The 25,781-nt window shown below is 72.5% G+C and carries 24 protein-coding genes; 10 read left to right on the forward strand and 14 right to left on the reverse strand.

Annotated features, from left to right (window positions below):
* Positions 1–45: 45 nt before the first annotated feature.
* The gene (locus tag QF034_RS17645; protein WP_307175879.1) at positions 46–426 is read right to left on the reverse strand and encodes an STAS domain-containing protein; all 381 of its coding nucleotides are present in this window, start codon (positions 424–426) and stop codon (positions 46–48) included.
* A gap of 362 nt (positions 427–788) precedes the next feature.
* Between QF034_RS17645 and QF034_RS17650 the strand changes: the two genes are divergently transcribed.
* Together QF034_RS17650 and QF034_RS17655 are read left to right on the forward strand one after the other, a co-directional pair.
* Positions 789–1,370, forward strand: coding sequence for a sigma-70 family RNA polymerase sigma factor (locus QF034_RS17650; RefSeq protein WP_307175880.1), 582 nt, complete (start codon positions 789–791; stop codon positions 1,368–1,370).
* The gene (locus QF034_RS17655) at positions 1,367–2,638 is read left to right on the forward strand and encodes a zf-HC2 domain-containing protein (protein ID WP_307175881.1); all 1,272 of its coding nucleotides are present in this window, start codon (positions 1,367–1,369) and stop codon (positions 2,636–2,638) included. Before QF034_RS17650 ends, QF034_RS17655 begins: the two co-directional genes overlap by 4 nt.
* A gap of 21 nt (positions 2,639–2,659) precedes the next feature.
* On the opposite strand, the gene purU is transcribed toward QF034_RS17655, so the two are convergent.
* A complete protein-coding gene (purU, locus tag QF034_RS17660) occupies positions 2,660–3,541 on the reverse strand; it encodes a formyltetrahydrofolate deformylase (RefSeq protein ID WP_010035755.1) in 882 nt (293 codons plus the stop codon).
* 46 nt (positions 3,542–3,587) lie between these two features.
* Entirely contained in the window at positions 3,588–4,088 is a 501-nt protein-coding gene (locus tag QF034_RS17665; protein WP_086562874.1) for an SCO4402 family protein, read from the reverse strand.
* Positions 4,089–4,204: 116 nt separating this feature from the next.
* Here QF034_RS17665 and QF034_RS17670 point away from each other — a divergent pair, with 116 nt between their 5' ends.
* A complete protein-coding gene (locus QF034_RS17670; RefSeq protein WP_307175882.1) occupies positions 4,205–5,518 on the forward strand; it encodes an ABC transporter substrate-binding protein in 1,314 nt (437 codons plus the stop codon).
* Positions 5,519–5,554: 36 nt separating this feature from the next.
* Here the strand turns inward: QF034_RS17670 and QF034_RS17675 are convergent, their stop codons facing one another.
* Together QF034_RS17675 and QF034_RS17680 are read right to left on the reverse strand one after the other, a co-directional pair.
* On the reverse strand, positions 5,555–7,045 hold the full coding sequence (locus QF034_RS17675) for a hypothetical protein (protein ID WP_442480583.1): 1,491 nt from the start codon (positions 7,043–7,045) through the stop codon (positions 5,555–5,557).
* Positions 7,046–7,680: 635 nt separating this feature from the next.
* On the reverse strand, positions 7,681–9,066 hold the full coding sequence (locus QF034_RS17680; RefSeq protein WP_307175884.1) for an NsdA family TPR-like regulatory protein: 1,386 nt from the start codon (positions 9,064–9,066) through the stop codon (positions 7,681–7,683).
* Between the two features lie 307 nt (positions 9,067–9,373).
* Here QF034_RS17680 and QF034_RS17685 point away from each other — a divergent pair, with 307 nt between their 5' ends.
* From QF034_RS17685 to QF034_RS17695, 3 genes are read left to right on the forward strand one after another with little or no spacing between them, the layout of a single operon-like run.
* Positions 9,374–10,036, forward strand: a complete 663-nt coding sequence (locus tag QF034_RS17685) for a bifunctional DNA primase/polymerase (RefSeq protein ID WP_307179906.1) — start codon at positions 9,374–9,376, stop codon at positions 10,034–10,036.
* Between the two features lie 50 nt (positions 10,037–10,086).
* Positions 10,087–10,878: an ABC transporter ATP-binding protein gene (locus QF034_RS17690; RefSeq protein ID WP_307175885.1), complete on the forward strand. Its 792-nt coding sequence runs from the start codon at positions 10,087–10,089 to the stop codon at positions 10,876–10,878.
* Positions 10,875–12,467 carry a transporter gene (locus QF034_RS17695; RefSeq protein ID WP_307175886.1) on the forward strand — a complete coding sequence of 531 codons (1,593 nt, stop codon included), beginning with the start codon at positions 10,875–10,877 and terminating at the stop codon, positions 12,465–12,467. The genes QF034_RS17690 and QF034_RS17695 overlap by 4 nt, the downstream gene beginning before the upstream one ends.
* A gap of 63 nt (positions 12,468–12,530) precedes the next feature.
* Here the strand turns inward: QF034_RS17695 and QF034_RS17700 are convergent, their stop codons facing one another.
* Both QF034_RS17700 and QF034_RS17705 read right to left on the reverse strand, forming a co-directional pair.
* On the reverse strand, positions 12,531–13,433 hold the full coding sequence (locus QF034_RS17700) for an alpha/beta fold hydrolase (RefSeq protein WP_307175887.1): 903 nt from the start codon (positions 13,431–13,433) through the stop codon (positions 12,531–12,533).
* Between the two features lie 626 nt (positions 13,434–14,059).
* Complete coding sequence (locus tag QF034_RS17705; protein ID WP_086562108.1) at positions 14,060–14,752, reverse strand: iron-dependent transcriptional repressor DtxR; 693 nt, start codon at positions 14,750–14,752, stop codon at positions 14,060–14,062.
* A gap of 299 nt (positions 14,753–15,051) precedes the next feature.
* Between QF034_RS17705 and QF034_RS17710 the strand changes: the two genes are divergently transcribed.
* Positions 15,052–15,807 carry an SIS domain-containing protein gene (locus QF034_RS17710; RefSeq protein WP_307175888.1) on the forward strand — a complete coding sequence of 252 codons (756 nt, stop codon included), beginning with the start codon at positions 15,052–15,054 and terminating at the stop codon, positions 15,805–15,807.
* A gap of 7 nt (positions 15,808–15,814) precedes the next feature.
* On the opposite strand, the gene QF034_RS17715 is transcribed toward QF034_RS17710, so the two are convergent.
* The gene (locus tag QF034_RS17715) at positions 15,815–17,218 is read right to left on the reverse strand and encodes a PAS domain-containing protein (RefSeq protein ID WP_370880810.1); all 1,404 of its coding nucleotides are present in this window, start codon (positions 17,216–17,218) and stop codon (positions 15,815–15,817) included.
* Between the two features lie 165 nt (positions 17,219–17,383).
* Positions 17,384–17,800 (reverse strand): RidA family protein, encoded by a 417-nt coding sequence (locus QF034_RS17720; RefSeq protein WP_307175890.1) that lies wholly within the window; start codon positions 17,798–17,800, stop codon positions 17,384–17,386.
* A gap of 72 nt (positions 17,801–17,872) precedes the next feature.
* Here QF034_RS17720 and QF034_RS17725 point away from each other — a divergent pair, with 72 nt between their 5' ends.
* Both QF034_RS17725 and QF034_RS17730 read left to right on the forward strand, forming a co-directional pair.
* Positions 17,873–18,772, forward strand: coding sequence for a LysR family transcriptional regulator (locus tag QF034_RS17725; RefSeq protein WP_307175891.1), 900 nt, complete (start codon positions 17,873–17,875; stop codon positions 18,770–18,772).
* A gap of 301 nt (positions 18,773–19,073) precedes the next feature.
* Complete coding sequence (locus QF034_RS17730; RefSeq protein ID WP_370880811.1) at positions 19,074–19,544, forward strand: HIT family protein; 471 nt, start codon at positions 19,074–19,076, stop codon at positions 19,542–19,544.
* 51 nt (positions 19,545–19,595) lie between these two features.
* Here QF034_RS17730 and QF034_RS17735 read toward each other — a convergent pair whose 3' ends face one another.
* Complete coding sequence (locus QF034_RS17735) at positions 19,596–20,696, reverse strand: citrate synthase 2 (protein ID WP_307175893.1); 1,101 nt, start codon at positions 20,694–20,696, stop codon at positions 19,596–19,598.
* A gap of 286 nt (positions 20,697–20,982) precedes the next feature.
* Here QF034_RS17735 and pdxH point away from each other — a divergent pair, with 286 nt between their 5' ends.
* On the forward strand, positions 20,983–21,651 hold the full coding sequence (gene pdxH / locus QF034_RS17740) for a pyridoxamine 5'-phosphate oxidase (protein WP_010035799.1): 669 nt from the start codon (positions 20,983–20,985) through the stop codon (positions 21,649–21,651).
* Between the two features lie 36 nt (positions 21,652–21,687).
* Here pdxH and QF034_RS17745 read toward each other — a convergent pair whose 3' ends face one another.
* From QF034_RS17745 to QF034_RS17760, 4 genes are read right to left on the reverse strand one after another with little or no spacing between them, the layout of a single operon-like run.
* Positions 21,688–22,305 carry a TetR/AcrR family transcriptional regulator gene (locus QF034_RS17745; protein ID WP_307175894.1) on the reverse strand — a complete coding sequence of 206 codons (618 nt, stop codon included), beginning with the start codon at positions 22,303–22,305 and terminating at the stop codon, positions 21,688–21,690.
* Positions 22,306–22,309: 4 nt separating this feature from the next.
* A complete protein-coding gene (locus QF034_RS17750; RefSeq protein WP_307175895.1) occupies positions 22,310–23,044 on the reverse strand; it encodes an enoyl-CoA hydratase family protein in 735 nt (244 codons plus the stop codon).
* Positions 23,041–24,612, reverse strand: coding sequence for a 4-coumarate--CoA ligase family protein (locus QF034_RS17755; protein WP_307175896.1), 1,572 nt, complete (start codon positions 24,610–24,612; stop codon positions 23,041–23,043). The genes QF034_RS17750 and QF034_RS17755 overlap by 4 nt, the downstream gene beginning before the upstream one ends.
* A 25-nt stretch (positions 24,613–24,637) precedes the next feature.
* Positions 24,638–25,759 carry an acyl-CoA dehydrogenase family protein gene (locus QF034_RS17760; protein WP_307175897.1) on the reverse strand — a complete coding sequence of 374 codons (1,122 nt, stop codon included), beginning with the start codon at positions 25,757–25,759 and terminating at the stop codon, positions 24,638–24,640.
* Between the last annotated feature and the right edge of the window lie 22 nt (positions 25,760–25,781).

Here is a 25,781-nt window from a genome sequence, read left to right on the forward strand (position 1 = left end):
CGTGTCGGAACGGCAACACTCGCCCCACCGTGCGCCACCGGCCCCTCATGCGGACATGGGTTCGCCCTCGTCGCCCAGGGCCGCGTCCACATCGCCGTACACGTCGAACAGCCTGCGCACGCCCAGCGCGCCGAGCACCCGGTTGACATGCGACCCGTCGGCCGCGCCCCGGGCGGGCAGCACCAGCCGCAGCCGGCCCTGGCAGGAGCGGATCAGCCGGCGGGCGGCGATGAGCACGCCGACGCCGCTGGAGTCGCAGAAGAACACCTCGGACAGGTCCAGGACGAGACAGTGGTGCCCTTCGGCCACCGCGTCGTGCACACGCTGACGCAACACCGGCGACGTCACCAGATCCAGCTCGCCCGACACCTGGAGCACGGCCCATTCGCCCTGCTCGCCGCCGGTCACTTTGAAGGTCACCACCACGCCCTTCGATCGCCAAAACGGAAGCAGTCCCTACGCTTCCTTGCAGCGCGGCTGCCCAGCGGCCGTTCCCTGAAACACAACCCGAAAAACGGATCCCCCGGAGATGAGGCTTGTTTTAGTCGACTTCGATCCTGTTCGATCCTCTTCAGTCAGGTCTGATCGGAGGTGGGACGGGTAGGCGCGGCCCGATGACACCCGGCACGAGCCGCCGGCGGTCCCCTACCACCTGCGGCCGGTCAGGGGGCGCACATTGCCACAAAGGGGCGTGCGCTACGGGACGTGCCGACTACATTCGGGGAGACGTCGGACACAGGCTGGACAGGGCACGGGCGCGGGACACGAGCAGGGGGTGAGGGGGCCGCATGGCGAAAAAGGACGTACCGCCTCGCTGGGACCGCACGATGCAGCAGCGGCTCGCCCGCGGGGAGGCCGCCGCCCTCGCCGAGCTCTACGACCGGTTCGCCTCCCTCGTGCACGGCCTCGCCCACCGCGTCCTCGGCGACGAGCGCGCCGCCGACCGCATCACCCGCGAGGTCTTCGTCCACGTCTGGGAGCATCCGGACACCTATGACCCCAAACAGGGCCCGCTGCGCACCTGGGTCGCCACGCTGACCCACCGCCTGGCCGTCCAGCGCCTGCGCGCCACCGAGACCGCCGCGCTCGCCCGCGAGGGCTCCGGCTCGGCGGAGGAACTGGAGCACACCGTGCGCCGGGCCTCGGTCGCCGCCCGCGCCGACTACATCGTCCAGTCCATGCCGGTCCCGCTGCGCTCGGCCCTGGAGCGGGCCTACTTCCAGCGCCGCGACTACCGCCAGACCGCCACCGACCTCGGCATCACCGAGGACGAGGCCCGCCGCCGGCTCCGCCTGGGCCTGCAACTCCTGGCCACCGCCCACGACTCCGAGGCACCCGGCGCACCGCCCGGATACGGGGGTGCGGTGTGAGCGGGCCGGACCGGTTCGAGGCGTACGACGGTGATGACGAGGAACCGGGGCGCCCGCCGCGGGTCCCCACGCCCCGGACCTCCGTCGAGGACACCGGGCTGCCGTTGCCCGCTCTGGGGGAGCCCGGTGACGCGACACAGCCGCCGCCCGCACGGCCCGTGTTCGAGCACCCCGTGCTGAAGGCCCTGCTCGGCGCCTGGGCGCTGGCCGCGTGCTCGGCGGAGGAGGCCACGGCCGTCGAGGAGCACCTCGGCGAGTGCGGCGCGTGTGCCGACGAGGCCCGGCGGCTGCGCGAGGCGGTCGGGCTGCTGCAACGCCCCGACAGCCTCGACCTGGACCCGGGCCTGCGCACCCGGGTCCTGGAGTCCTGCCTGGAGCGCCGCCCGCCGCGCATCCCGGTGCCGGACTGGGCCGCCGCGTACGACACCGAGACCGCGCGCCTGGACGCCCTGCTCCAGGACTTCGGCGACGCCGAGTGGCACGCGCCGGTACGGCTGCGCTGGTTCCGGGGCGACGAGGCCACGAGCCGCCGCACCACCGTCGCCGGCGTCATCGCGCACCTGCTCAGCGTGGACGGGCTGGTCGCGGTCGCGCTGGGCCTGGACGACCCGCTGGGCGACGTCACGCCCCGGCGGCCGACCCCGGCGGCCCGCACCGAGGCGTACTGGAACGCCTCCCACTTCCCGCCCACCCGTGCCGTGCGGGCGCCCTGGCGGGAGCAGAGCCACCACCTCGTCCGCACGGTGTCCTTCACGGGCAGCGGCGTCGGCGGGCTGCCGGTGCCTTACGGCGACTTCGCGCTGCCCCTGCACGACGCGATGCTCGACCGGGCCTTCGAATGCTGGGTGCACGCCGAGGACATCGCGGACGCGGTCGACTACCCGTACGACCCGCCCTCGCCGCGCCATCTGCACCGCATGATCGACCTGGCGGCCCGCATGCTGCCCGACGTCCTGGCCGACCGCCGCAGAGGCGGCCTGGCCGCACCCGCCCGCCACCGCCATCTCGTGACAGCGGGCGAACCGGGCCGCAGCCTCCGCCTGGAGATCGAGGGCTCGGGCGGCGGCGAGTGGCTGATCCCCCTCGACTCCCCCGCCGCGAAGGGCTCCGCCGAGCACGAGGTGGCCCACGTGGCCCTGGACGGCGTCGAGTTCTGCCGCCTGGCAGCGGGCCACGTACCCCCGCAGGAGGCGGCGGCGGGCCAGGTGGGAGACAGGGAGGCGATCAGGGACGTCCTGTTCGCGGCGGCGTCACTGAGCAGGATGTGACGTCCCCGGAGGGGCGAGCTCCTACGCGAAAATCACAGTCCGCCGCCCATTGAGCAGAATCCTCCGCTCGGCATGCCACTTCACGGCCCGGGCCAGCGCCTGACACTCGACATCGCGCCCGATCGCGACCAGCCCCTCGGGCGTCACGTCATGCCCGACCCGCTCGACCTCCTGCTCGATGATCGGCCCCTCGTCGAGATCAGCCGTCACGTAGTGAGCCGTCGCCCCGATCAGCTTCACACCCCGGGCGTGAGCCTGGTGATACGGCTTCGCGCCCTTGAAGCTCGGCAGGAACGAGTGGTGGATGTTGATGATCCCCCCGGCGAGCGCCTTGCACAGGTCGTCCGACAGCACCTGCATGTACCGGGCGAGGACGACGAGCTCGACACCCTCCTCCCGCACGATGTCGAGCAGCCGGGCCTCTGCCTCCGGCTTCGTGTCCTTCGTCACCGGGATGTGGTGGAAGGGGATGTTGTAAGAGCCCACCAGCTCCGCAAAGTCCGTGTGGTTGGAGACCACACCCGCGATCTCCACCGGCAACGCCCCGGTCCGCGCCCGGAACAGCAGATCGTTCAGGCAGTGCCCGAACTTGCTGACCATCAGCAGAATCCGCATCTTCTCGTCGGCCCGGTTGATCTGCCAGTCCATCTGGAAGGAGTCACCGATCGCCGCGAAGCTGGCCCGCAGCTTGTCCAGGCTCACCGGCGCCTCGGCCGAGAAGTGGACCCGCATGAAGAACAGTCCCGTGTCGTGGTCGCCGAACTGCTGGCTGTCCTCGATGTTGCAGCCGGTCATGAACAGATAGCTCGACACGGCGTGCACGATGCCCTTCCTGTCCGGACAGGAGAGGGTGAGGACGTACTGGTCGGCCGGGGCCGCGGCGCTGGTGGACTGCTCGTTCATGCAGGACAGGGTCCCACAAGCCACGAGACCACCGGCAATCGTCCCGCTACGCGGACCTCGTCATGATCCGCAGCACCTCCAGGCTGCGCGGCGGCGCGTCCGGCTCGTCACCGTCGCTCGCGGCCAGCCGCACATGCGCGTCCCGGGCCGCCTGGACCGCCTCCGGCCACGCCTGGTGCTCCAGGTACGCGGCGACCGGCGCGTCCGGCCCGACCTGGTGCATGATCCGCAGCACCCGCAGCACGGCGGTGTCGACGAGGGCCGCCTCCTGCGAGTCGCGGAAGATCGTGCCGACGTACTTCTCCGCGGACCAGTGGTCCAGCCAGGTATCCTCGACCAGCCGGTACACCGCGTCGGTCACGTCGCCGTAGCCGTCCACGCCGGCCAGCCAGACGTCCCGCTGGAACACGGGATCGGAGAGCATGTGCAGCGCCGAGCGCACGTTGCTGCGCCAGCGCCACCACGGCATGTCATTGACAGGCATGCCGCCCATGGTGGATGAGCGACGGCCACGACGGGAAGAGTTCTCCGAAGCTTGCACGGTCATCGATCGTACGTTCCCCTTCACATCGGTCACACCGACCCCTGCAATTCACCTGTGCGTCACCGATCGTTGACCGGAGATCACTGCCGGGTTGGTCATGTGGCGGAATCGTGCGGACCATGACCGGCAGGCGACGCAAGCGCAGCACATTCCTCCCCGGCCTCCTCACCCGTCACGCCAGATCCGGCGTCCTCTCCGCAGGCACGGCGGTCGCGTGCGCGTCGCTCCTCGCCGGCTGCGGCGCCGTCCCCGGCACCACGGGGGATGCCGGGGACGACCCGATCACCGTCATGACCTGGGCGCCGCAGGACACCAAGGCGACCAACAAGCCCGGCATGCCCGCCTTCGCCCGCGCCTACGCCCGCTGGGTCAACACCCACGGCGGGATCAACGGCCGCAAGCTCAACGTGCTGACCTGCAACGAACACAACGACAGCGTGGCCGCGGCCAAGTGCGCCCGGCGGGCCGCCAAGGAGAACGTCGTCGCGGTCGTAGGATCCTACAGCCAGCACGCCGACTCCTTCTTCCCGTCCCTGGAGGGCGCGGGCATCCCGTACATAGGCGGCTACGGCATCACCAACGCCGAGTTCACCAGCCCGCTGTCCTACCCCGTCAACGGCGGCCAGCCCGCGCTGCTCGCCGGGCTCGGCAGCGCGCTCGCCGGCGACTGCGGCCCCGTGGCGCTGATCCGGCCCGACACCATCACGGGCGACCAGCTGCCCCCGCTTCTCGACTCCGGCCTGAAGGCGGGCGGGCACCGGCCCGCGCGGGACCAGCGGGCGGCGGAGGACGCCACCGAGTACGACGGCCAGGCCGAGCGGGCACTGGAGACGACGACCACCGACCCGGCGGACCGGGGGTGTGTGGTGCCCGCGCTCGGCGACCGCAACGGCACCTTCATGGACTCCTTCCGCCGGGCCCGTGAGGACTATCCCGACGTACGGACGGCCACCGTGCTCGGCAGCGTCGACCAGACGGTGATCGACGCGACCGGCGGGGCGTCGGGGCCGTACGAGGGCTCGTACATCACCGGCTGGTACCCGGTGGCGAGCGATCCCCGCTGGGACGCGATGAAGCGGGTGATCAAGGACGAGGCCTTCGACGACAACCGCATCGACCCTGCGGACGCCGGAGTGCAGACCACCTGGATCGCCTACACCGTGTTCCGCGAGGTCGTCGAGTCGCTCGGCGGCGGTGAGGTGACCGCCGACACCGTCACGGAGGCCCTCGACAACGGCCTGAGGATCGGCACGGGCGGCCTCACGCCGACGCTTCAGTGGCGGTTCCAGGCCGAGCTCGCCTCCGTCGGCTTCCCGCGCCTGGTCAATGCGAACGTGACCCTTCAGGTGGTGCGGGAGGGACGGCTGGTGTCGGCGCGGAAGGGCTTCGTCGACACGACGAGGACCCTTCAGAACGCCGACGTGAACTACTGAGTCAACCGCTGACCCGGCTCCTGAGTTCCGGTCGCCTCACAGCTGCGTCGGCTGGCGCTCGGTCAGGCCGTACTTCTTCGCGATGCCGTTCCACAGCCGGGCCGCCTTGGCCTTCTCGGTGCTCGCGACACCGCTGGCCCGGTTGCCGGCCTGCGTCTGGCCGGTGACCCGGGCCTGGCCCTTCTTGCAGCCCTTCTTGCCCGCGGTCTGGTCGGCCCAGGCCGCGTAGTGGTTGTCGGCCGAGGCGGAGGCCTGCCACGCCTTGGTGAGGGCGGTGGTCAGCGCGGCGTGGTCGGGCAGCTTGTCGACCGTGATGCCGGAGAGCCGGGTGACCAGCTGGTTGCGCTGCTCGGCCGCGTCGCGCAGGTCCTTGGCGGCCTGGGCGAGGTTGTCGCAGCCCTTGACGTCGGCCACCGCGTTGATCACCGTGCTGCGGCTGTCGCCGCTGTCGGCGAGGAGCTTGTCCAGCTCGACCGCCTGCGCGCGGGCCGGGTCGGCGGACGGCGAGGCGGAACCGTCCGTCGCGGGCGCCGAGGCGGCCACGGTCTTGTTGTTGTCGCCGCCGTCGTCGTCACCGCCTCCGCCGCCGGCGAGCAGCGCGCCTGCGCCGATGCCGAGGACGGCGATGCCGATGCCGACGGCCGCGATGACCGGCACGCGCGAGCCGGTCCGGCCACCACGGCCGGACCGGCCGCCGCCGGGCGGGGCATAGGAAGGCTGCGGCTCCGGTTGCTCGAAGCGGGGTATCTGCTGAGTGGCCGCGGCCGGGCTCTCGGCGCCGGGCTCGCTGCGGAAGAGGTTCTCGAACCCGGCGGGCGGCTGCTGGCCTCCGCCGGGCACCGGCGCGATGTACTGCGTCGCCTCGGCGTCCGGGTTCGAGGCGGGCGGCAGCGGCCCGGTCCCCAGGAACCGCGTCGCCTCGGAGTCCTGCTCGGCGGGCATCTCGGGCGGCAGCGCGCCCGGGCCCACCGGGGGTATGTACTGCGTCGCCCCTTCGTCGGCGGGGGCGGCGACGGGCGGCAGATACTGGGTCGCCCCCTCGTCGGCGGCCGGGGGCAGGGGGGCGCGCCCGGCGGCGGACCCGTACACGTCATTCTGCTGCGGCGGCTGCCCACCGGCGGGCCCGTACGCACCGGAGGCGGGAGGCAGGGCGCCCCCCGCGGGAGCCCCGTACGCATCGGCCTGCCGCGGCGCTTGCCCGCCCGCGGGGCCGGTCCCGTACGCGCCAGGCTGCTGCGGCTGCTGCCCACCGGAGGGCCCGGGCCCGTAGGCGTCGGACTGCTGGGGCTGTCGGCCCCCGGAAGGTCCGGGTCCATAGGCGTGGGAGGCTCCGGTCCCGTACGCATCGGTCCGCTGCTGCGGCTGCCCGCCCGCGGGGCCGGTCCCGTACGCGCCGGGCTGCTGCGGCTGCTGCCCGGCAGGCCCGGGCCCGTACCCGCCGGTCCCCTGGGGGCCCGCTGCGCCAGCAGGGGAGTTGTACGCGCCGGACTGCTGTGGCGGCTGCCCGCCCGTGCCCTCCGGCGGCAACGGGGCTCCGCCCGCGGGCGCGCCGTACTGTCCGGCGTCGGCGGGCGGGCCGTAGGAGCCGGTGTACGGGTTCGGGGGCTGGGTGCCCTCCGGGGGGAGCTCGCCCGGACCCGGGGTGCCGGGGTTGGAGTGCCGGCCGTCCCAGGCCGATGGCTCCGTCCACTGCTGGGGCGGTGGGGACTGCCAGCTCTGGCCCGGCTGCGCGGGCGGGGTCTGCTGGTCGGGGCCCCACGGCTGGCCCCAGGTCTGGCCCTCGGCGGGGGCGGAGGCCGGGGCCTGACCGGTCGGGGGCGGGCCGGAGCGGTGTCCGGCGGGCGCGTCGCCGGCTCCGCCCGTCATGCCCGGCAGCAGGGGCTCGCCACCGTCGGAGGGCAGCACGATGCCTTCGCGCGCGGGGCGCGCCGAGGGCTCCTCGCCCTGTCCACTCTGCGTCACCGGGACTCCTACTAATGGGGGACCTTGTGAATCGTCGGGTCACGCTACCGGGTCCCCCGAGCCCCGTGCCACGCAGCACAGGACGCGACCTCCTGCCCTGTGAGCGCGGTAACAAAACCGGGTCACGGCCCGCCGCCCCCGTCACCTCCTTCGCGTCAAGCGGCCGTTCCCGTACGTTCACGCATCCGCGGACCCTGTGTTCACGCCGCCGTCTGAAGGTCCAGCCGCGCCCCGAACTCCCTGACCACCGCCTCCTCCCGGTACGGCTCCAGCCGCTGCTGGAAGTCCTCCAGATACTCGGCACCCCGGTTGGAACGCAGTCCCTCCAGCAGTTCGACGGCCTTCATGCCCGTGCTGCACGCCTCTTCGATCTCGCGCTGCTGCACCTGCGCCGTGGCCAACAGCACATAACCGATGGCCCGGCGGCGCGCCCGCGTCTCGGGATGCCCTGCCAGCGACTCCTGCGCGCACCGCGCCGCCGCCTCGGCCTGCCCCAGATCCCGGTGGCAGTGGGCCAGCTCGTCGGCGAGATAGGCCTCGTCGAAGTGCGCGATCCACGCCGGGTCGTCCCCGGTGTCCGGGTCGGCCGCCTCCAGGGCGCTCACCGCCCGCCCGGCGCTGGACTGGGCGGCGCGCGCGTCGCCCAGGAGGGCGTGCCCGCGCGCCTCCGCCGCGTGGAACATCGACTCCGCACGCGGCGTCACGCGCCCCCGCGCGCCCTCTTGCGCCGCCCGCGCCAACTGCGCGATCTCCCGCGGGTTTCCGAGCTGCGCGGCGAGATGGCTCATGGAGGCGGCGAGCACATACCCGCCGTAGCCCCGGTCCCCGGCCGCCTGGGCGAGCCGCAGCGCCTGGATGTAGTAGCGCTGGGCCAGGCCGGGTTGCCCGGTGTCCACGGCCATGTACCCGGCGAGTTCGGTCAGCCGGGCCACCGCGGCGAACAGGTCCCGCCCGACCGCCTCCCGGTACGACCCCGCCAGCAGCCCCGAGACGACGCTGTTGAGGTAGTGCACGACGACCGGCCGGACATGCCCGCTGCCGTACTGGTGGTCGAGATCCACCAGCGCCTGCGTCATGGCCCGCACCGCCTGCACGTCGGACTGCCCGACCCGCGGCCCGGCCGAGCGCGCCACCTGGCCGTCGGGTGCGGAGATAAGCCAGTCACGGCTGGGCTCGACCAGCGCGGACGCGGCGACGGAGGAGCCGGACAGGAAGTCCCGCCGCCCCACGTCACTGCGCCACAGCTCGCAGACCTGCTCGATGGCCCCCAGTACCGTCGGCGAGAACTGGAGACCCACGCCCGAGGCGAGGTTCTTGCCGTCGGCCATGCCGATCTCGTCGATCGTGACCGTACGGCCGAGCTTGCGGCCGAGCGCCTCGGCGATGATCGCCGGGGCCCGTCCCCGTGGCTGCTGCCCGCGCAGCCAGCGCGCCACCGACGTCTTGTCGTAGCGCAGGTCGAGGCCGTGCTCCGCGCCGCACATGTTGACCCGGCGGGCGAGGCCGGCGTTGGAGCATCCGGCTTCCTGGATGAGCGCCTGGAGCCGTTCGTTCGGCTGCCTGGCGACGAGCGGCCTTGCGGCCATGGCGTACCCCCTGTGGCTGCGGTGCCTGCCCACGCACCGAGTTGACGTGTCTTCCGCGGCCGGGGTCCCTCGCGTCCCGGCGAAAAGATCCGGCCGTGAAGATCAATGCCCCGCCGACCAGGCGAAAATGCGAGGCATGTGAGGATTGCCGGGGTAACGGCTGTTGCCGGCCCCCCTCGTGGCTACCCAGCCCCGGCCAGGGATCCTCCTGCGCGCCCCCGCACATGCACCCATGCGCCCCGACGCCGAGGGCGATGCTCCTCCCCGCGCACGCGAGCGGGCGTAACCCCTGGTGACGACCAGAGTTGTGTTCATCGTGGAAGAGACGATCGCCGGCACCGAAGCCGCTCAGATCCCGAAGCAGCGCGGGGAATCGCTGCTGGAGACCGCTGTCCGCTACGCCGAGGAGCGCCACTGGGACGTGTTCCCCGGCACCTGGCTGGAAGCCGTCGACGGCGCCCAGCGCTGCTCCTGCGGTGACGCGGCGTGTCCGGCCCCGGGATCGCACCCGGCGCGCCCGGACTGGGCGACGCAGGCGACGGGCAGTGCGACCGTCGCGCGGCGGATGTGGCAGAAGCAGCCGACGGCGTCGATCCTGCTGCCGACGGGGCGGACGTTCGACGCGATTTCCGTGCCGGAGACCGCCGGGTTTCTCGCGCTGGCCCGGATGGAGCGGATGGAGCTGACGCTGGGGCCGGTGACGCTCACGCCGGACCGGCGGATGGAGTTCTTCGTGCTGCCGGGGGCGTCGGTGAAGGTGCCCGATCTGGTGCGGAAGCTGGGGTGGTCGTCGTCGTCGCTGGATCTGACGGTGCTGGGTGAGGGCGCGTATGTGGCTGCGCCGCCCACGCGGTTCGGGTCTCGGGGGGCTGTGCAGTGGGCCTGCCGGCCCACGCCTGCGAATCGGTGGCTGCCGGATGCGGAGGAGTTGATCTCGCCGTTGGCCTATGCATGCGGCAGGGATCGGTAAGCGTCGCGCAACTCCCCGCGCCCCTGAAGAACGCCACCGTAGGGTTCAAGGTGACGGAGGGAGATGCGGTGGGTTCCAGTGCTGTGCGTGTGCGGGGGCTCTGGAAGCGGTTCGGGCAGCAGGTCGCTGTTGCCGGGGTCGATCTGGAGTTGCCCGCGGGCAAGTTCATCGGGCTCGTCGGGCCGAACGGGGCGGGGAAGACCACCACACTGTCCATGGTGACCGGGCTGCTCAGGCCCGACCAGGGGACCGTCGAGGTGGTCGGGCACGACGTGTGGCGGGACCCCGTCGAGGTGAAGGCGCGGATCGGGGTGCTGCCGGAGGGGCTGCGGCTGTTCGAGCGGCTGTCGGGGCGGGAACTGCTGGCGTACACCGGGCGGTTGCGCGGCCTGCCCGGCGCCGAGGTCGACAAGCGGGCCACGCAGCTCCTCGACGTCCTCGATCTGGCGGGGGCGCAGCACAAGCTCGTCGTCGACTACTCGACCGGCATGCGCAAGAAGATCGGGCTCGCCGCGGCCCTCCTCCACAATCCCGAAGTGCTGTTCCTGGACGAGCCGTTCGAGGGCGTCGATCCCGTCTCCGCCCAGACCATCCGGGGCGTCCTGGAGCGGTACACCGCCTCGGGCGCCACGGTCGTGTTCTCTTCCCACGTCATGGAGCTCGTCGAGTCGCTGTGCGACTGGGTGGCCGTCATGGCCGCCGGGCGGATCCGCGCGCACGGGACGCTGGCCGAGGTGCGGGGTGACGCGCCCTCGTTGCAGCGGGCGTTCCTGGAGCTCGTCGGGGCGCAGAGCCGGGACGCCGGGTCCGATCTCGACTGGCTGGGCGGCGGGGCCCGGTGAGCGACTCCGCGATCACCCCGCTCTTCGTACGGCTGAAGCTGTCGCTGCTGCGCAACGGGCTGCGGCAGTCCGGCGGGCGGAAGGCCGCCTACCTCGCGTCGGCGGTCTGTGCTCTGCTGTTCGCCGCGCTGCAACTGATCGGCCTGATCGCGCTGCGCGGGCACGCGCACGCCGAGTCGGTGGTCGTGCTGGCGGCGGCGGTGCTGGGGCTCGGCTGGGCGGTGATGCCGCTGTTCTTCCCCGGCGGTGACGAGACGCTGGATCCGACCCGGCTGGTGATGCTGCCGCTGCGGCCCCGGCCGCTGGTGCGGGCCCTGCTCGTGGCGTCACTGGTCGGTATCGGGCCGCTGTTCACACTGTGCCTGCTGGTCGGTTCGGTGGTCGCGGTGGCCCGGGGCGGGGCGGCGTTCGCGGTGGGCGTGGTCGCCGTCGTGCTGGCGCTGCTGGTGTGCGTGGCTCTCGCGCGGGCCGTCGCCGCCGCCAACGTACGGCTGCTGACCAGCCGCAAGGGGCGGGACCTCGCAGTGCTGAGCGGGCTCGTCATCGCGATCGGGGCGCAGGTCGTCAACTTCGGTGCGCAGCGGCTCGGGGCGTCCGGGCTGGGCGAGCTCGACCCGGCGGCGGACGTGCTCCGGTGGGTGCCGCCCGCGTCGGCCATCGGGGCCGTGCACGCGGTGGGCGAGGGGGCGTACGGTCGCGCCCTCGCGCAACTGGCGCTGACGGCGGGCGCGCTGGCCGCGCTGCTCGCGGTGTGGTCACGGCATCTGACCCGGCTGATGACCTCGCCCGACGGGTCGACGCTGCCGGCCGCCGAGTCGGCCGCCCGCGAGCGGACGTCCACCGGGCTCGGTCGGCTGCTGCCGGCGGGCCGTACGGGGACGGTCATGGAGCGCAGCCTGCGGTACGTGTGGCGCGACCCCAAGACCAAGGCGGCCTGGGTGACGTCGCTGGCCATCGGGCTGATCGTGCCGGTGTTCAACGCCTGGCAGGGCACCGGCTCCGTGTACTTCGCCTGCTTCGCCGCCGGGATGCTCGGCATCCAGATGTACAACCAGTTCGGGCAGGACACCTCGGCGTTCTGGATGGTCGCGATGACGATCTCGTCGACCCGCGACGCCTACGTCGAGCTGCGCGCCCGTGCCCTGGCCCTGCTGCTGATCACCCTGCCGTACGCCACGCTCGTCACCGTGGTGACGAGCGCCATGCTCGGCGACTGGCGGCGGCTGCCCGAGGCGCTGGGGCTGTCGTTCGCGCTGCTCGGCGCGATGCTCGCGACCGGGGCGTGGACATCGGCCCGCTTCCCCTACTCCATCCCGCAGGAGGGCTACAAGAACGTCGCCCCCGGGCAGGCCGGGCTCGCCTGGATCTCCATCTTCGGCGGGATGGTCGCCGCCGCCCTGCTGTGCGCGCCCGTCATCGCGCTCACGATCTGGCTGAACGTGAGCGCCGGCGGCGACGACTGGAGGTGGCTGCTGCTGCCGGTGGGCGCCGGGTACGCGGCGGCGCTCACGGCGGCGGGGCTGCGGCTCGCCGCGCCGCGAACGGCCCGGCGGCTGCCGGAGATCCTGACGGCGGTCAGCAAGGGGTGACCAGGGGGTGTTCCGCAAGCCCCGCGGGTGCTGTGCGGGGCTTCCGAAACACCCCTGGGGGCGTCAGTCGGTGCTGAGGGCGTCGAGGAACGGTTCGATCGCCGCGCGCCAGGCCTCCGGCTGGTCGTAGTGGACCAGGTGGCCGGCGTCGGCGACCTCCGCGTACTGGCCGCGGGGCAGGACGCGGACCATCTCCTGGGCCTCGGCCCGGCCCAGCTCGCCGTCGAGGCCGCGCACCACCAGAGCGGGGCAGCGGACCTGGGCCAGTTCCTCCCAGTGCGCGTCGTACACCCACGTCTCTCGGGAGCGCAGCATCTGCTCCGGGTCGAAGACCGGGCGCCAGCCGTCCGGGGACTCGGCCATCACCTCGGCGTAGAACTCGCCGCGGGCCGGATTGGGCCGCTCCACCCAGGGGTCGTCCTCGCCGAACCACTTGCGGACGTCGGCGAGTGTGGCGAACGGCAGCGGCCAGGACTTGAACCACTGGTCCCACTCGCGCTGCGAGGCGGCACCGAGCGCGGAGGCCCGCATGTCGCAGATGATCAGGCCACGGACCAGATCGGGGCGCTTGGCGGCGAGCTGCCAGGCGGTCAGCGCGCCCATGGCGTGGCCGATGAGGACGACCGGGGCGAGGCCGAGCTGTTCGAGAGCGGCCTCGGCGTCGTCGACGTAGGCGTCACGCGTGAAGGAGCCCTGCGGGGGCTTGTCGCTGCGGCCGTGGCCGCGCTGGTCGAGGGCGACCGCCCGGTACCGGCCGGAGAGCCAGCGGGCGGTGGACGCCCAGTGCGAGGCGCGGCCCATGAGGCCGTGCAGTAACAGCACGCCCGGGGAGCCGTCCGGCACGTCCCGCGCCGGATCGGACCCGGCCGGACCGGATCCGGCCGGATCGGTCTTGGGCGGGTCGCCGAACTCCCAGGCCGCCAGGCGTACGCCGCCCGTCCCGGTCACGTCGATGCGTCGCGCCATGTCCTGGCACCCCCCAAGCTTCGCGCGGACCGTGGCCGTCTTCGGCCGGTCGGTCCTGTGAACCGTGTTCTGCCTGCTGTGCCTGTCGCCGTTCCTCGTGGTTCCTGTCGGAGCGCCCTTTCCTGTAGCGCACGCTCCGGCGGGTCTGTCACCCGCAGATTATCGAATGGCCATTCGAGGAGACCGTTCTCGCGGGCAACACCCCTCGTTCGAGTGACCACCCTCGGGGATTGATCGCCTCGGTCGAGGGGAGATCTTCAGCGGGGGGCGGACCGCTCGGGGAAACCGGTCCGCGGGGAATGACCCTGAGAGCTCGGGGCTCCGGGTCAGCACAGGGGAGGACAGGCCCCGGCGCCACACGGCGCCGGGGCCCTCCGCTTCTCCACGGCACATCCTTGCGCCCCCTCCCCGGCCGGGCGACATCGCTGTCGAGCCGCGGCCAAGAGCCCTCAGGTCATATGCCTCACGCGACAGCGTCGCACGGGAAGCGAACGAGCGCTGCCATTCGACGGACTGAATCCCGGATTCGACGGGATCACGCCAACGCCACAACCACTCCACGGGCAACGGTAGTTGGCGACGACCCCGGGACCTGGTCCGGACCGCGGTCCGGGCCGCGGCCGGGCTCAGGGCTTGGCGACGAACACGTGGGAGGCGATGTCCGACTCCAGCTCGGCCGCCTCGCCACCGCTGCCGACCAGCACACCGCCCGCCGACTCCGTCACACTCACCACCGAGCCGGGCTGCACGCCCGCGCGCCGCAGCGTGTACATCAGCTGCGCGTCCGTCTGGATCGGCTCGCCGATCCGGCGCACCACGACCGTCTTGCCCTCGGGGCCCGGGTCGAGGCTGGCCAGCGACACCATGCCCTCGTCCAGGAACGGGTCGGCGCCGTCCTTCTCGCCGAGCTCCTCCAGCCCCGGGATCGGGTTGCCGTACGGCGACTCCGTCGGGTGCCGCAGCAGCTCCAGGACGCGGCGCTCCACGGCCTCGCTCATCACATGCTCCCAGCGGCACGCCTCCGCGTGGACCTGCTCCCACTCCAGGCCGATCACGTCGACGAGCAGACACTCGGCGAGGCGGTGCTTGCGCATCACGCGCGTGGCGAGACGGCGGCCCTCGTCGGTGAGCTCCAGGTGCCGGTCGGTCGCGACGGACACCAGGCCGTCGCGCTCCATCCGCGCCACGGTCTGGCTGACCGTCGGCCCGCTCTGGTCCAGCCGTTCGGCGATACGGGCGCGCATGGGGACCACACCCTCTTCCTCCAGCTCGAGGATGGTGCGGAGATACATCTCCGTGGTGTCGATCAGTCCGGACATACGTGCCCCTCGAATGAGATCTGCCGGAGGCTGGACGGCTCACCGGCGTGTGCGCTGGCCCTGCACTCAATTCTGCCGGATACCACCGACAACCGTGCCGCGGGAGCGAAGGCGAAGGTTATCCGGGCCCGCGACGGGGTACGACGGAGCTTTTCACAGCCGCACCAAGCACTCACACCGCCTCCGGCGGGATTTTCAGGGCTCTGCCGGGCCTTTCACGGCCGTATTGACACCGCACTGGTCCAGACCGCACCGTGATGCGCGACACTCGGCCTCAGCCCAGCCCGAAGGGACCCCGTATGAGCGACCGCGCGCCGGCCGGCCAGTTCCTCGACGCCGCGATCGGCCTGCTGCGGCGGGTCCGCGACGAGGAGGCCGACAGCATCACGGCGGCCGGGACGCTCCTCGCCGACACCGTCGAGAACGGCGGCCGCCTCTTCGCCTTCGGCGCCGGGCACTCCTCCCTCGCCGCGCAGGACCTCGTCTACCGCGCCGGCGGTCTCGCCCTGATGAACCTGCTCGCCGTGCCGGGTGTCGTCGGCGTCGACGTCATGCCCGCGCCCCTCGGCTCCGCCCTGGAACGCGTCGACGGCCTCGCGAGCGCCGTCCTGGACAGCTCCCCGCTCCGCGCGGGCGACGCCCTGCTGATCATCTCCCTCTCGGGGCGCAACGCCCTTCCCGTGGAGATGGCCCTGCACGCGCGCGCCCTGGGCGCGAAGGTCATCGGCGTGACGTCGGTGGCGTACGCCACGGAGACGACGCCGCGGCACGCCTCGGGGACGTACCTCAAGGACCACTGCGATCTCGTCCTCGACTCGAAGATCGCGGTCGGCGACGCGGAACTCACCCATGACGACGTGCCCGCCCCCTTCGCCCCCGCCTCCACGGTCGTCACCTCCGCCCTCCTCCAGGCCGTCATGGCGACAACGGCCGCCACGCTCGCCGACCGCGGCGTCGAGCCGCCGCTCCTGCGCTCCGGGAACGTCGACGGAGGACATGACTGGAACGCGCGGGTGATGGAGCAGTACCGGGACCGGATCTTCTACCGGCACTGACCGTCGCTCACTCCTCGTCCGACAGCCCCGCGAGATCCAGCGCCGCGGCGATCCGTACCGCCACGTCCTCCGCGTACATCGCGTCGGACCGCTCGAAGGCGCTGCGGCCCGCGCCCCGCAGGAACGTCACGACGCCCAGTGTCCGCCCCCGGCTGCGCAGCACCGCGCACAGGGCGTGCACGGCGTCCGGCGGCCACTGGCGGGCCAGGGCCCACTCCCGGGCCTGCTCGGGCGGGACCGTGCCCGCGCTCGCCCGCAGCGCGCCGACGCGCTCCACGCACTGCAGGGCCGGATGCCCCTCGGCGTACCGCACGGGCAGGCCCGCGCGGTCGGCGAGCTTGCTCGGACCCGGCGCGCCGGAGGGTGTCTCGGCGACCCGCACCAGCCGTACCGGTCCCTCGGCCTCCGCGTCCGTGAGCGCACCGCCGGACACCCGGTCGATCAGCCCGTGGTCGGCGAAACCGGCCAGGGCGAAGTCCAGGTGGATCGTCGCGGCCTCCGCCGGGTCCTCACACTCGGCGGCGGCCCGCGAGGCCCGGTGCAGCTGCTGCGTACGGAACCGCAGCAGCGACGCCTCCTGCTCGCTCTGCTTGGCCTCCGTCACGTCCTGGAACAGCCATCCGACGCCCAGCGGGACCGGCTCCTCGGCGAGCGGCGAGGCCAGCCGCAGGAAACCGCTGCGCCAGCACCTCCGCCGCTCCCCCTCGGGCGTGCGCACGGTCACCCACACCTCGGCGGGCGCGGGCGGCGCGCCCTGGGCCAGCACATGCTGAAGCGCGCTCTCCAGCTCCTCCACGCCCTGCGTGAGCAGCTCCCCGAGCGGCCGCCCGAGCACGGACGTACGCCCCATGCCCAGCGCCCGGGCCGCGTGCGCGTTCACCACGGCGGGCCGCAGGTCGACGTCCACGAGCACGACGCCCCAGCTCGCGTCCTCGAACAGCGCCTCGCTGAGGGCGATCGACCGCTCCAGATCGATCTGCGTGTGCACCTCGCTGAAGGCGCAGTACACACCCGCGGGCTTGCCGTCCGGGCCCCGCACGGCCGCCGACTGCGTCCGCACGAGCACCCGCCCGCCGTCCTTCGTCAGCAGCGCGAACTCGTTGACCTGGCGCCCCGGGGCGTGCATGGCGGACATCAGCCGCCCCTCGACCTCCTCGGCGTCCGCGCTGCGCACGGCCCATCCGGCCAGGCCCCGCCGCCCCACGGCCTCGTCCGCGCTCCAGCCCAGGATCCGCTCGGCCTCGCGGTTCCAGTGCGTCACGACCCCGTCGGCGTCGAAGGCGCACAGCGCCGCGTCCATGCCGTCCAGCAGCGCGGCGAGCAGGTCCGAGCCGTCCGAGCCGTCCCGCTCGGGCTCGGGCCCGTCGGGCCCCAGCTCGTCGGTGGTCCCACTACGCCGGGAAGCACTCACCTGGACCCCCTGCAGGCTGCGTCCGCACGTACGGCACGTCGGTTCGCTACTTGCAATCATTCAACTCGAACGTGACCCAGCGCACACCGAGTTCCCACAACATTGAAGGAATCGTTGTACGGCGGCGATCCCCACGTCAACGCCCCGAGGGGGCCCGCCGCGGACTCAGTCGATCAACGCCACGCCCCCAGTACCACTCCCGCGGCGCGCGTACACCTCGATCTCGATCTTCATCCGGGGGTCCGCCAGCCCGCACACCAGCATCGTCGCGGCCGGCCGCACCTCACCGAAGCACTTGCGCAGCACCGGCCAGCACGGTTCGAAGTCCTCCCGCTCCGGCAGCAGGTACCGCACCCGCACGACGTCCGCGAACGAGCACCCCGCCTTCTCCAGCGCGGCCCCGGTGTTCCGCAGACACTGCTCTGCCTGCTCCACGACGTCGTCGGAGATCGTCATGTCCGCGTAGTCGAACCCGGTCGTCCCCGACACGTGCACCCAGTCCCCGTCCACCACGGCCCGGGCGTAGCCGATCCGCTCCTCGAACACCGAACCGCTGAGAATCGCCTGTCGTCGCTGTGTCATGCGCCGAAGCTAGGCGGGAGATCGTCCATACGTCCAATACGAGATGGGGGTCGTTCTGATATCCCTGACCATATGGAACGGCGCCCGGAACTGCTCCCCCTCCCACAGCTGCACGCCTTCGTCGTCCTCGCCGAGGAACTGCACTTCGGCCGTGCGGCGGACCGCCTCGGCATCGCCCAGCCGCCGCTGAGCCAGCAGATCCGCCGCCTCGAGGACAAGGTCGGCCACGCCCTGTTCACCCGGTCCCCGGGGCGCGTCGCCCTCTCCGCCGCCGGTCGGGAACTGCTGCCCGCCGCCCGGCGGGCCCTCACCGGCCTCACGGAGGGCCTCGCCGCCGCCCGTGCCGCCGGGAGCGGCCGCACCGGGCACCTGCGCATCGGATTCGCCGCGTCCCTCGCCCTCACCGTGCTGCCCGGTCTGCTCCGGACCCACCGGGAGCGTTTCCCGCAGGTCGAGCTCGACATCCGCGAGATGACCACGGCACCGCAGCTCGCCGCCCTGCGCGACGGGACGATCGACGTCGGCCTCCTACGCGAACCCCCGGGCGACGACCCCGATCTCGCCTTCCGCACGGTCCTCACCGAACCCTTCGTGGCCGTGCTCCCGTCCTCCCATCCCCTCGCGGCCCACCGCACGATCGCCCTGGCCGACCTGGCGGACTCCCCCTTCGTCCTCCTCCCCCGCGAGGCGGGCCCCGGCCTCCACGACCGCATCACCAGCCTGTGCGCCACCGCCGGCTTCACGCCCCGGGTCGTCCAGGAGGCGGTGGAGTGGCAGACGGTCTGCGCCCTGGTCGAAACGGGCCTCGGCGTCTCCCTGGCCCCGGCCGGGATGCGCCGGATCCGCCTCCGCGGGGTGGCGTTCCGCGCTGTGGTGCCGGACGACACCCGGACCTGCGTGGCGGTGGGGTGGCGCCGGGGCGATCAGGGGCCGTTGACGGCGAATCTGCTGGAGACGGTCCAGGCCTCGTGAGTGTGCGGGTCAACCTCTCGGAAAATCGGTTGATCCGAGGCCGGACCGTTTCCTAGGGTTCCAGGTACACGAGAGAGGAGGTGGTTCGGCAGATGTATGAATACCGGACGCGTGAGGTGGCTGCGGGCTAGCGGCCCGACACCACACACAGTGCGGTGCCGGACCAGCGCGTGAGCGAAACGTGCAGCCGGCCCAATCTCCAGCAGTCACCCGACCCGCGAGCCGCCGGTACGTCCGGCCGGCCCTCCTCCGGAGGACCAGGCTCGCGGGTCGTCTGCGTTTTCAGGGGGGGGCGACGGTGATGGGTGAGTGGCGCGACGATCGGATCGGCAGCGCTCTGCGGGGCGACAATCCGGCCGTGATGCGGAGGCTGGACGCCGGGTTCGCGGTGATCGGCGATGTGCAGTTCCTGCCCGGTTACTCGGTGCTGCTGACCGATGATCCCTTGGTGGAGCGGCTGTCGGAGCTGCCGCGGAGCAGGCGGCTGGCGTTTCTGGGGGACATGGAGCGGCTGGGGGAAGCCGTCGAGCGGGCCTGCCGACGGGTGCAGTCGGGGTTTCGGCGGGTCAATCTGGAGATTCTCGGGAACGCCGACGGGTTCCTGCACGCGCATGTGTGGCCGCGCTACGACTGGGAGCCCGAGGATCTCGTGCGGCTGCCCGTGTGGCTCTATCCGCGGGAGACGTGGAGCGAGGAGCGGTATGCGCTCGGGGCGCGGCATGCCCCGCTGCGGGAGGCGATCGGGGAGGAGCTGGACCGGCTCACGGGGTGAGGCGTAAGGACGGCCTCACCCGGAACCGGGTGAGGCCGTGTGCGGGACGGGTCAGTGGGAGATGTCCTCGTAGCCCTCGATCTCGCGCGGGTCGCGGGAGCCCGGGCCCGTGTAGCGGGCCGAGGGGCGGACCAGGCGGCCCGTGCGCTTCTGTTCGAGAATGTGGGCGGACCAGCCGGCCGTGCGGGCGCAGGTGAACATGGACGTGAACATGTGGGCCGGGACCTCGGCGAAGTCCAGGACGATGGCCGCCCAGAACTCGACGTTGGTGGCCAGGACCCGGTCGGGGCGGCGGGCGTGGAGTTCCGCCAGGGCCGCCTTCTCCAGGGCCTCGGCGACCTCGAAGCGGGGAGCGCCCAGCTCGCGGGCCGTGCGGCGCAGGACCCTCGCCCTCGGGTCCTCGGCGCGGTAGACGCGGTGGCCGAAGCCCATGAGGCGTTCGCCCTTGTCGAGCGCGTTCTTGACGTAGCCCTCGGCGTCTCCCGTGCGCTCGATCTCCTCGATCATGCCGAGGACGCGGGAGGGGGCGCCGCCGTGGAGGGGACCCGACATCGCGCCGACCGCTCCCGACAGGGCCGCCGCCACGTCCGCGCCGGTCGAGGCGATGACCCTCGCCGTGAACGTGGACGCGTTCATGCCGTGTTCCGCGGCGCTCGTCCAGTACGCGTCCACCGCCGCCACGTGCTTGGGGTCCGGCTCGCCCCGCCAGCGGATCATGAAGCGCTCGACGACCGAGTGGGCCTTGTCGATCTCGCGCTGCGGGACCATCGGCAGGCCCTGGCCACGGGCCGACTGGGCGACGTAGGACAGGGCCATGACGGCCGCCCGGGCCAGGTCCTCGCGGGCCTGCTCGGCGTCGATGTCCAGGAGGGGTTTGAGGCCCCAGACAGGCGCGAGCATGGCGAGGGCCGACTGGACGTCGACGCGGATGTCGCCGGAGTGGACGGGGATCGGGAACGGCTCGGCGGGCGGCAGGCCGGGGTTGAAGGCGCCGTCGACGAGCAGGCCCCAGACGTTGCCGAAGGAGACGTGGCCGACGAGGTCCTCGATGTCGACGCCCCGGTACCGGAGTGCGCCGCCCTCCTTATCCGGCTCGGCGATCTCCGTCTCGAACGCGACGATTCCCTCGAGCCCGGGTACGAAGTCGGACATCAGGCGGCTCCTCGTGATGGAAGTGACAGATGGTGTGATGTGGGGTGGGGCGAACGAACCATGTGTCAGTCAGCTTGCGAAGCGGGCGGCCGTCCGGAGGATCCACGGTCGTGTGCGGCGACTCGCGGTCCTGGCCGGTCTCCCCCTGTGATGCCCCGTGCGGCTGGCGGTCACCCAACCGGAACGGCACGGAAACGATATCCCCGAGTGCCACCGTTGGGGAGGGTTCACGGCACTCAGTGCCACGCAGTGACGAAGGACACCGTCCATACGGCAAGATGACCGGGTGACCGACCGCGACGCCGTCCCCTTCGACCTGGCCTCGATGCGCAAGCAGTACCGGGCCGAGGGCCTCTCCGAGAACGAGCTGGCCGCCACCCCCGTCGAGCAGTTCGCGCGCTGGTTCAAGCAGGCCGCGACGGACGGCGGGCTGTTCGAGCCGAACGCCATGATCGTCTCGACGGCCGACGCCGAGGGCCGGCCCAGCTCCCGCACGGTGCTGCTGAAGCACTTCGACGAACAGGGCTTCGTCTTCTATACGAACTACGACTCCCGCAAGGCCCGTGACCTGGCCGAGAACCCGTACGTCTCGCTGCTGTTCCCCTGGCATCCGATGGCCCGGCAGGTCATCGTGACCGGGGTCGCGCGGCGGACCGGGCGGGACGAGACGGCGGCGTACTTCCGGACCCGGCCGCACGGATCGCAGCTCGGAGCGTGGGCCAGCGCCCAGTCCTCGGTGATCGCCACCCGCGCCGACATCGACGGCGCGTACGCCGAACTGGCCGCCCGCTACCCCGAGGGCGAACAGGTCCCCGTGCCCCCGCACTGGGGCGGTTTCCGGGTGGCCCCGCAGACGGTGGAGTTCTGGCAGGGCCGCGAGAACCGGCTGCACGACCGGTTGCGGTACGTGGAGCGGGCCGACGGGAGCTGGCGCGTGGAGCGGCTCAGTCCCTAGGCGGACGCCGGGCGGGCGTCCCTGGGCGGACGTCCCCTAGCGGCGGCCCAGCGCCCCCTCCAGCAGCCCCGCCCACTGCTCGACCACCCGGTCCCGGCGGGCCGCGTCGTCCGTGAGGAGGTTGGCGAGGCCCAGGCCGCGGGCCATGTCGAGGAGGCCCTGGACGGTTTCGCGGACGCCGGGGACGGATTCGTCGGCGGACAGCAGGTCGACGGCTATGCGGTGGGTCTCGCGGCCCACGCGCGATTCGAGCTCGGTGACGCGGGCGCGGAGCTGGTCCTCGTTGGAGGCGGCCACCCAGAGGTGGAGGGCCGCGCGGAACAGCGGTCCCGTGTAGAGGTCGACCAGGGCCGCGACGACCGCGTGCCGGTCTCCGGCCGCGCCCTCGGGGAACAGAGCGCGCAGGGCCGTGGAGCGTTCCTCGGCGACGTACTCGACGGCCGCCGTGAAGAGGTCCTCACGGGTCGGGAAGTGGTGCTGGGCGGCCCCGCGGGAGACACCGGCGCATTCGGCGACGACGGAGACGGTGGATCCCGCCCAGCCGTGTTCGGCGAGGCAGGACACGGCGGCTTCCAGGAGCCGCTGCCGGGTGGCCCGGCTGCGGTCCTGCTTGGGGACTCGCTCCGCACGATCGACCGTGCTCACACCGCCCATGTCCTCACACCACCCATGCCGGATCCCGTCGTTCGAGGAAGGCCGTCATCCCCTCGCGGGCCTGCGGGGAGGAGAACAGCCGGGCCGAGAGCGCGGTCAGGCCCGCCGCGTCCCGGTCGAAGGCTTCCAGCACCCTAGCCGTGAGCAGCCGTTTCGTCTCGGCCAGGGCGTCCGGGGCGGATCTGCGCAGGCCGTCGAGGATGGGGGCCAGGGCCTCGTCGACGTCGTCGGCATGGGTGGTGAGCAGGCCGGTCGCGGTTGCCTCCGCCGCGTCGAAGCGTTCGCCGGTGAGGTAGTAGCGGGACAGGGCGCGCGGGTCCGTGCGCGGCAGCAGCGGCAGGGAGATGACCGCGGGGGCGACGCCGATGCGGACCTCCGTGAAGGCGAAGGTGGCCTCGGTGGCGGCGGCCGCGATGTCGCAGGCGGCCAGCAGGCCGAGGCCGCCCGCGCGGACGTGGCCGGTGACCCGGGCGACGACCGGCTTGGGCAACTCGATGATCCGGCGGAGGAGGGCGACCAGCGCCTCGGGGGGCGGCGGGTCCTTGAGGTCCGCGCCCGCGCTGAAGGTGTTGCCGGTGTGGGTGAGGACGACCGCGCGGACGCCGGGGTCCCGACCCGCGTCCGCGATCGCGGCGGCCAGTTCGCCGACGAGGGCCGCCGACAGGGCGTTGCGGTTGTGGGGCGAGTCGAGGGTGAGGGTTTCCACGGCACGCGCGCGTGCCCGGCTGACCAGGGTCATGCGCGCTCCCTGAGCTGTCGGCGGAGGATCTTGCCGGAGGCCGCCCGGGGGACGCCGTCGATGAAGGTGACGTGCCGGATCCGCTTGTAGGGGGCCACGCGCTCGGCGACGTACATCATGATCTCCGCCTCGGAGAGGTCGGTGCGGGCCGGCTGGCGGACCACGTAGGCGTGCGGGATCTCGTTGCCGTCGTCGTTGTACGTGCCGATGACGGCCGCGTCGGCGATGCCCGGGTGGGTGAGCAGCAGGGCCTCCAGCTCGGCGGGGGCCACCTGGAAGCCCTTGTACTTGATGAGTTCCTTGACGCGGTCGACGACGAACAGCCAGCCTCCCCCACCGTCCACGTGCCCCACGTCGCCGGTGTGCAGCCAGCCGTCGCTGTCGATCATCGCGGCGGTGGCGTCGGGGCGGCCGAGGTAGCCCTTCATGACCTGGGGGCCGCGGATGAGGATCTCGCCGGACTCGCCGGCGGGGAGGTCCTTGTCCGGGTCGTCGAGGGAGACGATGCGCATCTCGGTGCCGGCGATGAGCTTGCCGACGGTGCCGGGCGGCGCCTGGCTCATCGCGTCCAGCGGGACGACGTGCGTGCCGGGCGACAGTTCCGTCATGCCGTAGGCCTGGCCGACGGGCGGCAGGCCCAGCCGCTCGGAGCAGGCGGCGGCGAGGCGGGCGTCCAGGGGTGCGGCGGCGCTGATGATGTACTTCAGCGACGACAGGTCGTACTGCGCGACGGCCGGGTGCTTGGCGAGGGCCAGCACGATCGGCGGGGCCACGTACAGGGCGGTGATGCGGTGGTTCTGGATGGCCGCGAGGAACTGCTCCAGGTCGAAGCGCGGCAGGACGACGACGGTGGCGCCCTGCCTCAGGGGCGCGTTCATCAGGGCCGTGAGGCCGTATATGTGGAAGAAGGGCAGCACCGCCAGGACACGGTCGCCCGGGCCGGCGGGTATCGCAGGGTGGAGCTGCGCGAGGTTGGTGGCGATCTGCCGGTGCGTGAGCATCACGCCCTTGGGCGTGCCGGTGGTCCCGGAGGAGTAGGGCAGGGCCGCCACGTCCTCCACGGGGTCGATGGCTACCTGCGGCTCGGGGGCGGCACAGGCCAGCATGTCGATCAGGGAGCGGTGTCCGGTCGCGCTGTCGCACACGAAGATCTCGTGCACGCCGCCCGCGAGTTCGGCGGCCCGGCGCGCGATGTCCAGCAGCGGCGAGACGGTGATGATCCAGCGGGCCGCGGAGTCCGTCAGCTGCTTGGCGAACTCCTGGGCGGTGGCGAGCGGGTGCACGGTGGTGACGGTGGCGCCCGCGCGCGTGGCGGCGTAGAAGGCGGTCGGGAAGGCGATGGTGTTCGGACTGTGCAGGGCCAGGACGTCGCCCTTGCGCACCCCGGCCTCGGCGAGGGCGGCGGCGACCCGCCGGTGGAACCGGTCCACCTGCTCGTACGAGAGGGTGGTGCCGTCCGTGCCGTCGATCAGCGCCGGGATGTCGCCGAACTCCGCGGCCCGGGCCAGGACGGCGTCGTGGATGGGCAGGTCGACGGGCGGGACGTCGGCGTACTCGCTGCGGAACATGGTTCCTCCTCGCGCGCGGGCCGTCTCAGTACGACTTGGGCAGGCCCAGGGTCTGGTGGGAGACGTAGTTGAGAATCATCTCCCGGCTCACCGGGGCAATACGAGCCACGCGCGAGGCCGTAATCAGCGAGGCCAGACCGAACTCGCGGGTGAGGCCGTTGCCGCCGAGGGTGTGCACGGCCTGGTCCACTGCCTTCACACAGGCCTCCCCCGCCGCGTACTTCGCCATGTTGGCGGCCTCGCCGGCGCCCATGTCGTCGCCCGCGTCGTAGAGGGCGGCGGCCTTCTGCATCATCAGGCGCGCCAGTTCGAGGTCGATGTGCGCCTGGGCCAGGGGGTGGGCGATGGCCTGGTGGGCGCCGATGGGCGTGTTCCAGACCTGTCGGTCGCGGGCGTACTCGACGGCTTTCGCGAGGGCGTAGCGGCCCATGCCGATCGCGAAGGCGGCCGTCATGATGCGCTCGGGGTTGAGGCCGGCGAAGAGCTGGAGGAGCCCTGCGTCCTCGTCGCCGACGAGTGCGTCGGCGGGCAGCCGTACGTCGTCCAGCGTCAGCTCGAACTGCTTCTCGGCGGCGGCCAGTTCCATGTCGATGGGGCGGCGGGTGAAGCCGGGCGCGTCGCGCGGGACGATGAAGAGACAGGGCTTGAGGCGGCCGGTGCGGGCGTCCTCGGTGCGGCCGACGATGAGGGTCGCGTCCGCGAGGTCGACGCCGGAGATGAAGACCTTGCGGCCGGTGAGGATCCAGTCGTTGCCGTCTTTTCGTGCCGTGGTCGTGATGCGGTGGCTGTTGGAGCCGGCGTCGGGTTCGGTGATGCCGAAGGCCATGAGGCGGGAGCCGTCGGCCAGGGCGGGGAGCCAGTGTTGTTTCTGGGCGTCCGTGCCGAAGCGGGCTATGACGGTGCCGCAAATCGCCGGTGAGACGATCAGCATGAGGAGGGGGCAGCCGGCTGCGCCGAGTTCTTCGAGGACGATGGAGAGTTCGGAGATGCCGCCGCCTCCGCCGCCGTGTTCCTCCGGAAGGTTGACGCCGAGGTAGCCGAGTTTTCCGGCTTCTGACCAGAGTTGGGCGGTGTCGTGGGGGCGGCCGTGGCGGTTGCCGAGTGCGGCGACTGCCTCTCGTAGGGCTTTGTGGTCTTCGGTGTCCATGGGGAGTCCTTTCGGGTGCGAG

Origin of the sequence: Streptomyces africanus (genome assembly GCF_030816955.1) — a bacterium.
GTDB lineage: Bacteria > Actinomycetota > Actinomycetes > Streptomycetales > Streptomycetaceae > Streptomyces > Streptomyces africanus.